This is a genomic window from Ensifer sp. MJa1, from assembly GCF_037026475.1.
Classification (GTDB): domain Bacteria; phylum Pseudomonadota; class Alphaproteobacteria; order Rhizobiales; family Rhizobiaceae; genus Ensifer.
On sequence record NZ_JAKUMO010000015.1, the window covers coordinates 1 to 13,166 of the forward strand.

The window sequence follows — 13,166 nt, forward strand, 5'->3', positions numbered from 1 at the left end:
AAAACAGCCCGAACAAAAATGCCTGCCCCAAAAACAAAAACCCGCCGAAAATATCGACGGGTTTGTCAGCGGTCTGACGGCGCCTTCAGGCGCCGTTTTCGTTTATTCGCATTGGAACCACGGGCTGAGCCGTGATAGGAAGCCGGCCATGAGCAAAGACACCTCTTCCTACTCCCCCATCCACGTCATCGGCGGCGGTCTCGCCGGATCGGAAGCCGCCTGGCAGATTGCCGAATCCGGCGTCCCGGTCATCCTGCACGAGATGCGCGGCGTGCGCGGCACCGACGCGCATAAGACCGATGGTCTGGCCGAACTCGTCTGTTCCAACTCTTTCCGTTCTGATGATGCCACCAGCAACGCCGTGGGCGTGTTGCATGCGGAAATGCGCCTTGCCGGCTCGCTGATCATGAAATCGGCCGATGCCAACCAGGTTCCGGCTGGTGGTGCACTTGCCGTCGATCGTGATGGCTTTTCCGAGGCCGTCAGCGCCGCCATCGCGGCCCATCCGCGGATCACGGTCGTGCGTGAAGAAATCACCGGCCTGCCGCCCCGTGACTGGGATCTCGCCGTCATCGCGACCGGTCCGCTGACGGCACCCGGGCTTGCTGAGGCGATCCGCGCGGAAACCGGCGCGGATGCGCTTGCCTTCTTCGACGCCATTGCACCGATCGTCTATACCGAGACAATCGACATGGACGTGTGCTGGTATCAGTCGCGTTACGACAAGGTCGGCCCGGGCGGCACCGGCAAGGACTACATCAACTGCCCGATGACCGAGGAGCAGTACAACGCCTTCATTGATGCACTGGTCGCCGGCGACAAGACGGGCTTCAAGGAATGGGAAGGTACGCCCTATTTCGACGGCTGCCTGCCGATCGAGGTCATGGCCGAGCGCGGGCGCGAGACGCTGCGCCACGGGCCGATGAAGCCGATGGGCCTCACCAATGCCCACAACCCCACCGTTAAGCCCTACGCGGTCGTGCAGTTGCGCCAGGACAATGCACTTGGGACGCTCTACAACATGGTCGGCTTCCAGACGAAGCTGAAGTACGGCGCGCAGGCGGAAGTCTTCCGCCTCATTCCCGGCCTTGAAAACGCGGAATTTGCCCGGCTCGGCGGCCTTCACCGCAACACCTACATCAACTCGCCGACTTTGCTCGACGGAACGCTGACGCTGAAGTCACGCCCGGGCCTGCGTTTTGCCGGGCAGATCACCGGCTGCGAGGGCTATGTCGAAAGCGCCAGCATCGGCTTGCTCGCCGGTCGCTTTGCCGCTGCCGAGCGCAAGGGCGAGACGCTCACAGCTCCGCCGGCGACCACAGCCTTCGGCGCGCTCCTCAACCACATCACCGGCGGACACATCGTTTCCGACGATGAGCCGGGCAAGCGCTCGTTCCAGCCGATGAACGTCAACTTCGGCCTGTTCCCGCCGCTTGAACCGGGTGCACTCACCAAGCCCGATGGCGCCAAGCGTTTCCGCGGCAAGGAAAAAGCGCTTGCCAAGAAGCAGGCGACGGCATCCCGCGCTCTCAGCGATTGTGCCGAATGGCTGGCAAAATCCGCCTGACGGCGCCGAGGCACGGACCAAACGAAAGGGCCCGCTCGCGCCTCGCGAGCGAGCCCTTTCGTTTTTCTGACCCGAAGGCCGCCAAGTTCGCGCCTATTCGTTTGCCTGTGCCGCGCTTGCCTGTTCTGGAGCGGGTTGCGTGAATTCCGACTTCGGACTGAAACTGCCGAGCAACCAGAGTGAAACTTCGGCTGCTTCACCGGCGCTTTGAAATTCGAAGGCATTGTCCAGGTAGGCAAAGTCAGGGAAATGCACGATCAGGCCGCGGCCGGTCTCTGAACTGTTGACCCGGACCTTTCCCGGCTGGATCACGTGGCAGACATAGTGGGTGCCATGCGACTGGATGAAGCCGGCCTTTCCGTCATGCAGCCTCAGGAAGATCGCCTTGCGGTCCGCGGTCGAGTGCAGCGCGCGGATCGCCTCATCGGGAAAGGCGCGCCCGAATTCCACCATCGCCGATCCGGCATCGGGATTGTCCCAGTCCCGCTCGGCACGCGCGTTCATCCACATGTAGAATACGCCCGCCAAAACGACGACGGCAATGAGCAGTAACCAAAGCATCCGCAGGCGCTCCCCTTTGCTCGGCATGGGGCCGATCATTCGCTTCTATACGCTGCGAGCCTTGTGCCAGTTTGACCAATCGGAGCCGCTTGCCCCTGGGCTGAAGGCAAGAGCAAACGCCGCCAAACCGGGCGCGGATGAAGGCCGCTCTAGAAGAGCCGGCGGCGGCTCGCCCGCCACATCCACCATTGCCGGCGCCACTGCGCCGGTCGGATGGGTTGGCGGAGCAGCCCTGCCCCGGCCGCCTCGGCACGTTCGAAGATTGGCTCGGCAAGTGCCAGCGGGGAAAAGGCCGGAAAGTTTAAGGGCGATATGGTGTCGAGCCGCGCGCGAGCCTTGGCCAGATGGTCTCGCCCAAAGCCGGCGAAGGCCCGGATGGCCCGGCTGATCGCTTCGGCGTCGTCACCGGCAAGGAACGCCTCGCGCTCAAGACCGGTCGCCCGCAGCAGTTCTGCCGGCAGATAGACCTGACCGCGCCCAAGGTGCAGCGGCAAAAGCAGCAACAGACCGGCAACGGTCTGTGCCACACCCGCGTGGCCGGCCGCCTCCGCCGATTTCGCCGCGTTCTGCGGATCCAGCACCAAAGACGAAAGCTGGATCAGGGCCGAGGCCGTCTCGCCCGCGTAACCTTCGAGCGCGGCGCGGTCCTCCATCGGATCGTCATAGAGATCGAAGATGCGCGCGTCGATCATGTCCTGAAGAACCGAGATCGGCAGCCTGTGTTCGCGGATGCAATGCAGCACCGCCTGCGCCAGCGGGTGCCCCTCGCCTCTCCACTGATCGTTGCCGAGGAGGTCGCGCCACCATTGCATGCGAATCTCGCCGGGAAGCGGCTCATGCACCAGATCGCGGATGCGCGCGATCTCCGCATTGAAGGCATAGAGGGCGGCGAGCGAAGGTTGCTTGTCCGCGGGTGCGAGCAGGCAGGCGAGATAGCGGTCGCGATCCGCATCCCTGAGGTCGGCCAGGATCTGGGCGGAATTGGCTTGCACGTGGTCTTCCCCGGATCCCGTCAGACGGCGATCAGCGCGACTGCGACAGCGCGCGATTCGGCCAGCATCACGTTGTAGGTCCGCACGGCAGCGCCCGTGCTCATCGGATCCGAGGAAACGTTGGCGGCCCGCAATGCGGTCTTCAGGTCGGCAGGCAGGGGGCGAATATCCCGGCCTGTGCCCACGAGCAGGACCTCGATGTCCTTCGCCTCGTCGATAACCTTGCGAAATTGGTCGACATGCAGGGGATCGCCCTCCCCGACGTCCCAGGCATAGACGCCCGACGGCAGCATCAGGATCGACCCGCGATGCGACATGTCTGCGAAGCGAAAACCGCCGTTGCCATAGGCATCGATGGGGGCGCGACCCGGAAAGTGCGCTTCGCGAATTTCTATTCCCTTCGGCATTTCACACAGTACCCTTTGCCGCACCGGCGGCACCCGTATCAGCGCCGGACGGATTCTCGTCCCCTGGAATGTGATCGGTCCGCTTCCTGAAGAGGATGAGGATCGGCCCGGCGATGTAGATGGACGAAATCGTCCCGACGATGACGCCAAACAGCATTGTAACGCTGAACGAGCGGATGAGACCACCTCCGAAGAGATAGAGTGCTGCAAGCGCCAGGATCGTCGTCAGCGCGGTCAGGAACGTACGCGAGAGCGTCTGGTTGATCGATGTGTCGATCAACAGCGAAAGCGACATGCGGCGGTAGCGGTCGAGATTCTCGCGGATGCGGTCGTAGATAACGACCGTATCGTTCAAGGAGTAGCCGATAATGGTCAGAACCGCCGCGATGCTGCCGAGGTTGAACTCGATGCCGGTCAGGACCAGGAAGCCGATCGTCAGCAGCACGTCGTGCAAGGTGGCGATGATGGCACCGACGGCAAAGCGCCATTCGAAGCGCGCCCACACATAGAGCAGGATCGCCAGGAACGAAACCGCAAGTCCGATCGTGCCGGCGCGCGTCAGCTCTCCAGAGACGACGGGGCCGACGACCTCGACACGGCGGAAATCGTACTCGTCTGCCAGTTCCGACCTGATGACGCCGGCAGCGGTCTGCTCTGCGTTATCACCGGCTTCCTGGGACGGCACCCGCACAAGCACATCCCCGTCCGATCCCATCTGCTGCACCTGAACCTCGCCGAAGTTCAGCTCGTCCAGTCGCGTGCGCAGATCGGCGACATCGACCGGACCGCCCTTAGAATGCAGCTCGATGATGGAGCCGCCCTTGAAGTCCACGCCCAGATTGAGCCCGATGCCGGCAAGCAGCAGCACCGAGGCGACGGACAGTGCCGCCATGAGGATGAAGACCGGGTTGCGGATTCGCATGAAGCGAATGTCCAGATTGCTCAATCGACCGGTTCGGATGCCCTTTGGTAAGCGTTCCGACGTCCATTGCCGAAGCCAGCGCTTCACGATCAGGCGCGTCACGGTGTAGGCGGTAAAGAGCGTCGTCACGCTGCCGATCGCCAGCGTGACGGCAAAACCGCGCACCGGCCCTGAACCGAGATAAAAGAGGATGGCGCTGGCGATCAGCATCGTCAGATTGGCGTCGAAGATACTGCTGAACACGCGCGAGAAGGCATTGTTGATCGTGCGGCGCAGCGGCTCACCGCCACCGACCTCTTCGCGCAGGCGCTCGTAGATCAGGACGTTCGAATCGACAGCCATGCCGATGGTCAGAATGATGCCGGCTATCCCCGGCAGCGTCAGCGTTGCACCGGATATCGAAAGCGCTGCGATGATCAGGATGATGTTCAGGGCAAGTGCGACAATGGCGAAGACGCCGAAGACCCCATAGAAGAAGATCATCGACGCGGCAACGGCCACAGCGGCAACCAGCCCCGCAATCAACCCGTCGGAAATCGCATCGTCACCGACCCCAGGACCGACGGTCCGTTCCTCAACAATGGTCAGTGGTGTCGAAAGCGGGCCGGTACGAATAAGGACCGCGAGATCAGCGGCAGCGTCCGCCGGCAGTTCGGCAGAAATGCGCGCCGTGTCGCCCTTGATGGCCTCCGATAGTTTGAGCACTGACGCAACTTGGCCATCAAGCACGATTGCAACGCTCTCTTCCGGCTGCTGTGTCGCCAATGCGGCAACACGCTGTTGCGAGGCGGCATCGAGCTTGACCACCACGGAGGCGGTATCTGCGGACGGGTCCGCCTCCGGATCAGCGGCGACAAAGTTGCCTGCCGCAAGCAGTGGTTCCTTTGCGAGCAGGTAGGGTACCGGCGGATCGTCAAAGGAATAGAGGACCTCGGTGCCGGCAGGAGGGTGACCCTCGACCGCCCGCTGCACAGGCATCGACGTATCCACCAACCGGTAGGTGAGGTTGCCACGCTGGCTGAGCAGATCCTTCAGGCGCTGCGGATCGCTGAGGCCCGGCACCTGCACGATGAGGCGATCCTCACCCCGGCGCTGGATCAACGGCTCCACTGCGCCGACTTCGGCCACACGGCCGCGTACCACATCCATCGACTGTGCCAAAGCCTGCGACAGCCGGAAATCGATGCCTTCGTCGGTCAGGCGCAAGCGGACGAGTTCATCCTCTTCGGCGCTGTCGAACACGACCTCGGAAATAGGCTCAGAAACGAACCCGCCGGTCTCGACCAGCACCGTCAGAGGTTTCAGCCTGTCGCGGGCGGCCGCAAGTTGCTGGCGATCGCGCACCCGGAACGATATCGTCTGGCCCTCGCCCGAAAGGCCGATATAGGCGATGTCGGCATCGCGCAGCAGCTTGCCGACTTCCGTGGCGACGGTTTCGAGCCGTTCCGCAGCAACATCGCTACGGGCGGCCCGCAGCATGAAATGCGACCCACCCTGGAGATCGAGGCCCAGTGCCACCTGGCGATGGGGCAGCCAGGACGGCAGTCCGGCGGCCTCTTCGCGTGTCAGAACATTCGGCAAGGCAAACGCGATGCCGGCAAGCGCTACCAGCCAGACAAGGAGACGTTTCAACGGCGGAAATCTGCGCATGCCTCAAACGCTCCAGTTGCTTTCGGTGGTGGCTGCTGACCTATCTTATTCCTTTACAGGTTCACCCTTAACGCGAACTTCCGATACGCCGCCACGCACGACGCGGATCTTCACGCCATCAGCGATTTCGACTTCCAGTTCGTTATCATCGACAACCTTGGTGACCTTGCCGACGATGCCACCGCCGGTCACGACCTGGTCGCCGCGGCGGATGTTCTTCAGCAGCTCCTCGCGGCGCTTCATCTGAGCGCGCTGCGGGCGGATGATCAGGAAATACATGACAACAAAAATCAGCAGGAACGGCAGGATGGACATGAGAATGTCCGCGCCGCCGGCGGAAGGGGCGCCGGCTGTCTGCGCAAAAGCTTCGGTAATGAACATCGATCACTCCTTGAGTTCAAATATCGGCGGTTCCTCCGCGCCAAATCGGCCGGAATATAGGTGTGCCCGGCCACTCTGCAAAGCCGCGGGCACCCTTACCCGTTCCTGTGGCTCTGACACAAATTGCACAACAGGAGAACCCCCTCAGCGAGGCTCTGTGGCCTTTTCCAGCGCAAACCTGCGTGCTACCGGGTTTCTGGTGGGGCACAGCCTCAAAGCGGATACCGTAAACACTTGAGCAACGCCGCCTCGAATCATGCAAACGACTGATAAAGCTAGTGGAGAGAGACAGATGCCGGAAGCAAAGATCGACGTTCTCATCAGGGAAATGCAGAAGCTTTCCGCGGCGATCGAGCGCATGGCAGGACCGGCGGCCGCGAACAACGACTGGAACGCCGCCGAGTGCTTCGTCTGGGCTCCGGCCACGCACCACCTGCAGCCCGTTCCACGACCGAACCGTATCGAGCTCACGCTGATAACAGGCGTCGATCACGTCCGCGACATCCTGCTCGACAACACGCTGCGTTTCGCCGAAGGCTTCCCGGCCAACAACGTGCTTCTCTGGGGCGCACGCGGCATGGGCAAATCGTCTCTTGTCAAATCGGTGCACGCGCAGGTCGCGCGTAATACAGGCGTCGCGGTCAAGCTCGTCGAAGTCCACCGCGAGGACATCGCCACCCTGCCGGCGCTGATGGACATCCTCAAGTCTGCGCCGGTTCCGGTGATCGTCTTCTGCGACGACCTGTCCTTCGACCACGACGATACCTCGTACAAATCGCTGAAGGCCGTGCTCGACGGTGGCGTCGAAGGGCGGCCTCAAAATGTACTGCTCTATGCGACGTCTAACCGGCGGCATCTGCTGCCGCGCCACATGATGGAAAACGAACAGTCGACCGCCATCAACCCTTCCGAGGCGGTCGAGGAGAAGGTCTCGCTTTCCGACCGTTTCGGCCTGTGGCTCGGCTTCCACAAATGCAGCCAGGACGACTATCTGGCGATGATCGATGGCTATGCGCGGCACTACGGCTTTACTGTCGACCGCGAGACCCTGCATGCCGAAGCGCTGGAATGGTCGACGACCCGTGGCGCACGATCGGGCCGCGTCGCCTGGCAATTCATCCAGGATCTCGCCGGCCGCATGCGCCACCGTCTCGATGCCTAGCGCCGTTCACACAAGGCGACGCTGAAATATCGCGAAGCGATTTGGCTTGGACCGGCCTGGGCAAAGCCCCACCAATCACCCCGCACTTGCGAAAAGCCAAAAGCCGCACGTTCGATTGAACGTGCGGCTTTTGAATTTCTGTAGGCTTTCGCCCGCCTGGCGACTACTCGAGGAAGGTCGCCGGGTTGACCGCCGTTGCGTTCTTGCGAACCTCGAAGTGAACCTGCGGCTGGCTCGCCCGACCGGTCATGCCCGATGCTGCGAGCGTCTGGCCACGCTGGACCTTCTGGCCACGCTGGACCTTGAGTTCGGAAGCATTGCCATAGACCGTGACCGTACCGTCGTCGTGGCGGATCAGGACGGCATTGCCGAGTTCCTTCAGGCTGCTGCCCGAATAGATCACTACGCCGTTCTCCGCAGCCTTGATCGGCGTGCCCTCGGGAACCGAGATGTTGATGCCGTCGTTGCGGTTGCCGTCGACATTGGCACCGTAACCGGCAACCACTGCACCGCGCACCGGCCAGCGGTACTTGCTGATGCCCGTCGACTTCGGCGAGTCCTCCTCGACATCCGTCTTGGTGGCGACGTCTGAAATGCTTTGCTTGGCGACCGGCGGCTGGTATTCAGCCGGCTTACCCTTGTCGAGCGAAGCGACCTGCTGCTCGGCCTTTTTCGGAACCGAGGCGGTCTTCACCTGATCCGGGGCAGAACCTGCCGCGCCCGGCAACGTCAGTGTCTGGCCGACGCGGATCGATTCGGCCGTCAGGCCGTTCGCCTGCTTGAGGGCGGCAATCGAGACACCGGTCGTCTTGGCGATCCGGTTCAGAGAGTCGCCAGGCTTGACCGTGTAAGATCCACCGCCGCTACCCTCACCGTTCGTTGCTGGCTTGCCGGCAACTACATCCGTCTTGCCCTCGCCCTTTTCGCGCGACTGGGCACCGTTCGGAAGGATTGCGACGTCGCGCTGCTCGGTCGGCAGCGGCGACGGCTGGCGCTTGCCACCGCCGAGATCGGCAATCGAATTGGTGGCGGCGGCCTTTGCGGCACTGCCGGCGACGCCGAAGGTCGGAATGACGAGGCGCTGGCCGGTCTCGACCTGCGACGCGGACTTCAGACCATTGGCCTTCAGGATTTCCTTCTCCGGAACACCGAAGCGGTTGGAGAGGACGGCAACAGTATCGCCCGGGCGCACCATGATCGTCGGCGCGTTCTGCGTGGTCCAGCCGCCCTTGCCCGCCGTTTCCTGCGCTGCTGCCGGGAGGGTCTGCTGCGAGGCCAGCGCCGCCTGCTGGCGTGCTGCCGGGAACGGCTGAGCCTCAGGCTGCTGGCGGCCTGCAACGCCCGGGTCCGCCAGCGTCGTGCGCTGCACCGAGATCGGCGTTGCGGCGGCACGCGCGGTCGAAACGGGCGTGGATGCAGTGTTCACCGGGTCATAGGCGCCTTGCCCTGCCGCCGTCGGATAGGGTTGGCCAAGGGCCGTGTTGGGCGTGACGGCGGGCGTCGGCGCCGCCATCTGGCCAACAGCCACGTCGCCGCGCGGTACCGGCGTCGCATCCTGCGGGATTGAATTGGTGGTGACATTGTCCGAACGTGAGAACAAGCCGTCAAATCGGCTTGCGTCGGAGCTGCACCCGGTCGCAGCGCTTGCCAGCAAGACCGCCACGCACAGGCGGATCGACGACTTTCCAACCCCGGGAGATACTAACTTACGCATGACGCTTACCCACTCCGAACGCTACTCGATGTGGAATGATTAAAGCGTATTAGAGTTACCGCCCGGTTAAGGTCGACACCACCAATCGACTAATTTGACCAAATGCTAACCATAGGCAGGCGCGCGGACCGCCGCTTCGGTCACGGAAGATGGCGCCGCCTGAACGCTCGTCCGAGCATCCGGGATAAACGTCGCAAAATCGATGGCGTTTGCGGACAGATGCTAGCTTAGTTCGGAATAAAGCCGCACGATTTCCGAAACGGACCGACGTTCCGTCGGCTCCTCTTCATAGCTGATGTTCGTCAGATCCCAGGCGAAGATCTGACGCCCTGCCGGACTGACAGGAGCCTCGGATTGGGCTGTCTTGTCTTCCTCGAGCAAGACACTCACCAGGGTCTGAAACGCCGTTTCTTCGTCCGCACCGCTGGCGTGTTCATATTCGAGCGAGCGCAGGCCTGCGACAGCGGCTTCGCGTGTCCCAAAATAGCGCAGGCTGTTCTGGTCCTCGAGCCTGAGGCCGTCATAGTAGTCGATGAAGTTCTTGTAGTAGGCCTGATGGTCGCCGATCTCGAGGAACTTGCCGAACGCCTGATATTCACGCGACGCCAGTTGCGGCGAAAGCCGATTGTTCCATTCATCGCGGGTCAGCGGTGGCTGGCCGTCCGACGTCTTCTTCGTCTGGCTCAAGTAAAGCAGTGCATCCGCGGACAGCGAAATGCGCGGCGTCGGATCAAAGAAGCTTGCCGCAAGCGCCTGCGCCGTCTGCTCGTCCTTGCCGTTGGCATTCGTCTGACCGGCCCCGCGTCCTGCGAGATTGTTCAGCCCGTCGCCCGATGCCGTAGCCGTCAGCCTGTTTGCGATCTGCATTTGCGGTCTCCGTCAACCCACGATCGGCAAAGCGCGCGCACAAGCGCGACTCGCCGGCAGAACCTGTCGTTCAAGGAAACGGGTATGGCTCGAAGCTTGCGCGAGGCTGGAGAGAATTAAGGATCTGTTAATGATGCAGCCGGTGCGCCCGGCTTGCCCACGGTCCCTGCGGGAGGCAACCGATCACAGGAACGAAGCGAGTTGCGGCACGATGGGAAGGTAAGGTGCGTCGAACAGGTCTTCCCGGTCGAAGCGGCTGCCGGTCCGGCTCACACGCACAATCCGGCAATGCGTTTCGCTCATCATGATCGGAACCACCAGAGTTCCGCCGGAAACCAGGTGATCGGAAAACATGCGCGGCAGGCTGTTGAAGGCAGCCGTAATCAGGATGCGGTCAAACGTGCCCTCACCCGGCACGCCGGCGCTACCGTCCGCGTGCCGGACGATCACATTGCGAACGCCCGACTTTTCCAGGTTCTTCTGCGCCGAAGTCACCAGGGTCTGATACCGGTCGATCGTCAGGACGCGCTCGGCCACACGCCCCATCACCGCGGCAGTGAATCCGCTGCCGGTCCCGACCTCGAGAACGCGTTGGCCCGTCTTGAGGTTCAGGCAATGCAGCAGGCGCACCGCAAAATCGTATCCCTCCATGAACGAACCGCAATCGAGCGGAATGGTGCGTTGCGAGTAGGCGTCGGCCTGATATTGGGGTGGCGCAAAACGGCTGCGTGGCGTTTGCTCGACGGCCTTCAGCAGGTCGTGGTTGACGATGCCTTCGGCGCGCAGCCGCAACACCATCTTGGCAAAGCCTTCCTGTTCACTCACACGCGCGCCCAATCAACGGGCCCCTTCGCTCAGCACCCGCGCCAGGCGCTCCTGCACGCTATAGTCCGTGAGGTCGAGTTTGAGCGGCGTCACCGAAATCTGGTTCTCGCGCAAGGCATGGATGTCGGTACCGGCACGGAAATCGCCGGAACGTTCGCCAAAGCGCAGCCAGAAATAGGGGAAGCCCCGGCCGTCGGTCCGCTCATCGATCGACAATCCGAATTCGAGCTTGCCTTGCGACGTCACTTCGATACCCGCGACGGCATCGGCTGCACAATTCGGGAAGTTGACGTTGAGAAGCGTGCCATCGGGCAGATCGACCGCCATCAACTTGCGGATCAGCGCCGGTCCATGGGTCTCTACCACCTCCCACGGCACCGGCTTGCCGACCGTATGCTGGTAGGCCTGGCTGAGCGCAATGGAACGGATGCCCTGCAAAGTACCCTCGATTGCGCCTGCCACCGTGCCGGAATAGGTCACGTCATCGGCCATGTTGGCGCCGATGTTGACTCCGGACAGAACGAGATCGGGTTTGCGATCCAGCACCTTGCGCACCGCCATGATGACACAGTCCGTCGGCGTTCCGCGCAGAGCAAAGCGCTTCTCGGCGATCTGGCGAAGCCGCAAGGGCTCCGACAGCGTCAGCGAATGCGCCAGGCCACTCTGGTCGGCCTCGGGTGCAACCACCCAGACATCGTCAGAGATCGTCCTGGCGACCCTTTCGAGCACCGACAGGCCTTCCGCGTGTATGCCGTCATCGTTTGTCAGCAGAATCCGCATGATGATGCCCTTCCCTCGACGACCGCTTAAGCTGCCTTCTCGATGCGCGTCTGGCCGCCCATGTAGGGGACCAGCACGTCCGGCACCGACACGGAGCCGTCATCATTCAGGTAGTTTTCAATGACGGCGATCAGCGCGCGGCCGACGGCAACACCCGAACCGTTCAGCGTGTGCACGAAACGCGTGCCCTTGTCTTCCTTGGTGCGATAGCGCGCATTCATCCGGCGCGCCTGGAAGTCGCCGCAGACGGAGCAGGACGAAATCTCGCGATAGGTGTCCTGCCCCGGAAGCCAGACCTCCAGATCATAGGTCTTGCGCGCGCCAAAGCCCATGTCGCCGGTGCAGAGCGTCATCACGCGGTAATGCAGGCCAAGGCGCTTCAGCACCTCTTCGGCACAGGCCGTCATGCGCTCATGTTCGTCGATCGACGTCTCGGCGTCGGTGATCGAGACGAGCTCCACCTTGTTGAACTGATGCTGGCGCAGCATGCCGCGCGTGTCGCGGCCAGCCGAGCCCGCTTCCGAACGGAAGGAGGGTGTCAGTGCCGTAAAGCGCAAGGGCAGCTTCTCGCCTTCGAGGATCTGTTCGCGAACGATGTTCGTTAGCGGCACTTCCGCAGTCGGGATCAGCCAGCGCCCATCCGTCGTGCGGAAGAGATCCTCGGCAAACTTCGGCAATTGTCCGGTGCCGTACATCGCGTCGTCGCGCACGAGAAGCGGCGGCTGAACCTCGGTGTAGCCGTGTTCCTGGGTGTGTAGGTCAAGCATGAACTGGCCGAGCGCGCGCTCGAGCCGCGCCAACTGCCCCTTGAGGATGGTGAAGCGCGAGCCGGAAATGCGCGCAGCGCCCTCGAAATCCATCAGGCCAAGCGCCTCGCCAATCTCGAAATGCTCGAGCGGCTTGTGGTTCCAGGTGGGCTTGGCGCCGGCGGTGTGCTTGACGACATTGCCGGTTTCATCCGCGCCCACGGGAACGTCTTCGAGCGGCACATTGGGAATGCGCGACAGGGCGTCGTTGAGCTCGGCCTCGACATTCCGGCTGTCTTCCTCGAGTGCCGGCGTCGAATTCTTGAGCTCGGCCACTTCGGCCTTCAGCTTATCCGCAAGCTCGCTGTTCTTCTGGGCCATGGCTGCGCCGATGTCCTTGGACGCGGCGTTGCGGCGCGACTGCATGTCCTGCAGCAACTGAAGGATCGAACGGCGGCGTTCGTCGAGCGCGATCAGCGACGCCGACAACGGCTCCGCGCCCCGCTTCGCCAGCGCGGCGTCCAGCAATTCGGCATTCTCACGGATCCATTTGATATCAAGCATTGTCGTTCCACGCGTTGGTCAGATCACG

Annotated in this window: 12 protein-coding genes; 2 read left to right on the plus strand and 10 right to left on the minus strand. The window is 62.6% G+C overall.

Features of this window, described 5'->3' with window-relative positions:
- The first annotated feature begins 148 nt into the window (after positions 1 to 148).
- Positions 149 to 1,567: a methylenetetrahydrofolate--tRNA-(uracil(54)-C(5))-methyltransferase (FADH(2)-oxidizing) TrmFO gene (gene trmFO, locus MKZ91_RS19525; RefSeq protein ID WP_336172730.1), complete on the plus strand. Its 1,419-nt coding sequence runs from the start codon at positions 149 to 151 to the stop codon at positions 1,565 to 1,567.
- Between the two features lie 93 nt (positions 1,568 to 1,660).
- On the opposite strand, the gene MKZ91_RS19530 is transcribed toward trmFO, so the two are convergent.
- From MKZ91_RS19530 to yajC, 5 genes are all read right to left on the minus strand, one after another.
- Positions 1,661 to 2,128, minus strand: a complete 468-nt coding sequence (locus tag MKZ91_RS19530; protein ID WP_336172731.1) for a hypothetical protein — start codon at positions 2,126 to 2,128, stop codon at positions 1,661 to 1,663.
- Between the two features lie 149 nt (positions 2,129 to 2,277).
- A complete protein-coding gene (locus tag MKZ91_RS19535) occupies positions 2,278 to 3,120 on the minus strand; it encodes a phytoene/squalene synthase family protein (RefSeq protein ID WP_336172732.1) in 843 nt (280 codons plus the stop codon).
- A gap of 20 nt (positions 3,121 to 3,140) precedes the next feature.
- Positions 3,141 to 3,527, minus strand: coding sequence for an Mth938-like domain-containing protein (locus tag MKZ91_RS19540; RefSeq protein ID WP_336172734.1), 387 nt, complete (start codon positions 3,525 to 3,527; stop codon positions 3,141 to 3,143).
- Position 3,528: 1 nt separating this feature from the next.
- Positions 3,529 to 6,099 (minus strand): protein translocase subunit SecDF, encoded by a 2,571-nt coding sequence (gene secDF / locus MKZ91_RS19545; RefSeq protein ID WP_336172735.1) that lies wholly within the window; start codon positions 6,097 to 6,099, stop codon positions 3,529 to 3,531.
- A gap of 45 nt (positions 6,100 to 6,144) precedes the next feature.
- Positions 6,145 to 6,480 carry a preprotein translocase subunit YajC gene (gene yajC, locus MKZ91_RS19550; protein WP_336172736.1) on the minus strand — a complete coding sequence of 112 codons (336 nt, stop codon included), beginning with the start codon at positions 6,478 to 6,480 and terminating at the stop codon, positions 6,145 to 6,147.
- Positions 6,481 to 6,772: 292 nt separating this feature from the next.
- Between yajC and MKZ91_RS19555 the strand changes: the two genes are divergently transcribed.
- The gene (locus MKZ91_RS19555) at positions 6,773 to 7,642 is read left to right on the plus strand and encodes an ATP-binding protein (protein ID WP_336172737.1); all 870 of its coding nucleotides are present in this window, start codon (positions 6,773 to 6,775) and stop codon (positions 7,640 to 7,642) included.
- A 163-nt stretch (positions 7,643 to 7,805) separates the two neighbouring features.
- Here the strand turns inward: MKZ91_RS19555 and MKZ91_RS19560 are convergent, their stop codons facing one another.
- From MKZ91_RS19560 to serS, 5 genes are all read right to left on the minus strand, one after another.
- Complete coding sequence (locus MKZ91_RS19560) at positions 7,806 to 9,356, minus strand: peptidoglycan DD-metalloendopeptidase family protein (RefSeq protein WP_336172738.1); 1,551 nt, start codon at positions 9,354 to 9,356, stop codon at positions 7,806 to 7,808.
- 222 nt (positions 9,357 to 9,578) lie between these two features.
- Positions 9,579 to 10,223: a biotin biosynthesis protein BioC gene (locus MKZ91_RS19565; RefSeq protein ID WP_336172739.1), complete on the minus strand. Its 645-nt coding sequence runs from the start codon at positions 10,221 to 10,223 to the stop codon at positions 9,579 to 9,581.
- A 183-nt stretch (positions 10,224 to 10,406) separates the two neighbouring features.
- Positions 10,407 to 11,060 (minus strand): protein-L-isoaspartate(D-aspartate) O-methyltransferase, encoded by a 654-nt coding sequence (locus tag MKZ91_RS19570; protein WP_336172740.1) that lies wholly within the window; start codon positions 11,058 to 11,060, stop codon positions 10,407 to 10,409.
- A complete protein-coding gene (gene surE / locus MKZ91_RS19575) occupies positions 11,061 to 11,828 on the minus strand; it encodes a 5'/3'-nucleotidase SurE (RefSeq protein WP_336172741.1) in 768 nt (255 codons plus the stop codon). It lies immediately after the preceding gene.
- Between the two features lie 26 nt (positions 11,829 to 11,854).
- A complete protein-coding gene (gene serS, locus MKZ91_RS19580) occupies positions 11,855 to 13,138 on the minus strand; it encodes a serine--tRNA ligase (protein WP_336172742.1) in 1,284 nt (427 codons plus the stop codon).
- Between the last annotated feature and the right edge of the window lie 28 nt (positions 13,139 to 13,166).

Coding starts and splice junctions, on each gene's coding strand:
- MKZ91_RS19555 (WP_336172737.1), top strand. CDS start 6,773: ATGCCGGAAGCAAAGATCGACGTTCTCATCAGGGAAATGCAGAAGCTT.
- MKZ91_RS19540 (WP_336172734.1), bottom strand. CDS start 3,527: ATGCCGAAGGGAATAGAAATTCGCGAAGCGCACTTTCCGGGTCGCGCC.
- trmFO (WP_336172730.1), top strand. CDS start 149: ATGAGCAAAGACACCTCTTCCTACTCCCCCATCCACGTCATCGGCGGC.
- secDF (WP_336172735.1), bottom strand. CDS start 6,099: ATGCGCAGATTTCCGCCGTTGAAACGTCTCCTTGTCTGGCTGGTAGCG.
- MKZ91_RS19560 (WP_336172738.1), bottom strand. CDS start 9,356: ATGCGTAAGTTAGTATCTCCCGGGGTTGGAAAGTCGTCGATCCGCCTG.
- serS (WP_336172742.1), bottom strand. CDS start 13,138: ATGCTTGATATCAAATGGATCCGTGAGAATGCCGAATTGCTGGACGCC.
- MKZ91_RS19565 (WP_336172739.1), bottom strand. CDS start 10,223: ATGCAGATCGCAAACAGGCTGACGGCTACGGCATCGGGCGACGGGCTG.
- surE (WP_336172741.1), bottom strand. CDS start 11,828: ATGCGGATTCTGCTGACAAACGATGACGGCATACACGCGGAAGGCCTG.
- MKZ91_RS19530 (WP_336172731.1), bottom strand. CDS start 2,128: ATGCTTTGGTTACTGCTCATTGCCGTCGTCGTTTTGGCGGGCGTATTC.
- yajC (WP_336172736.1), bottom strand. CDS start 6,480: ATGTTCATTACCGAAGCTTTTGCGCAGACAGCCGGCGCCCCTTCCGCC.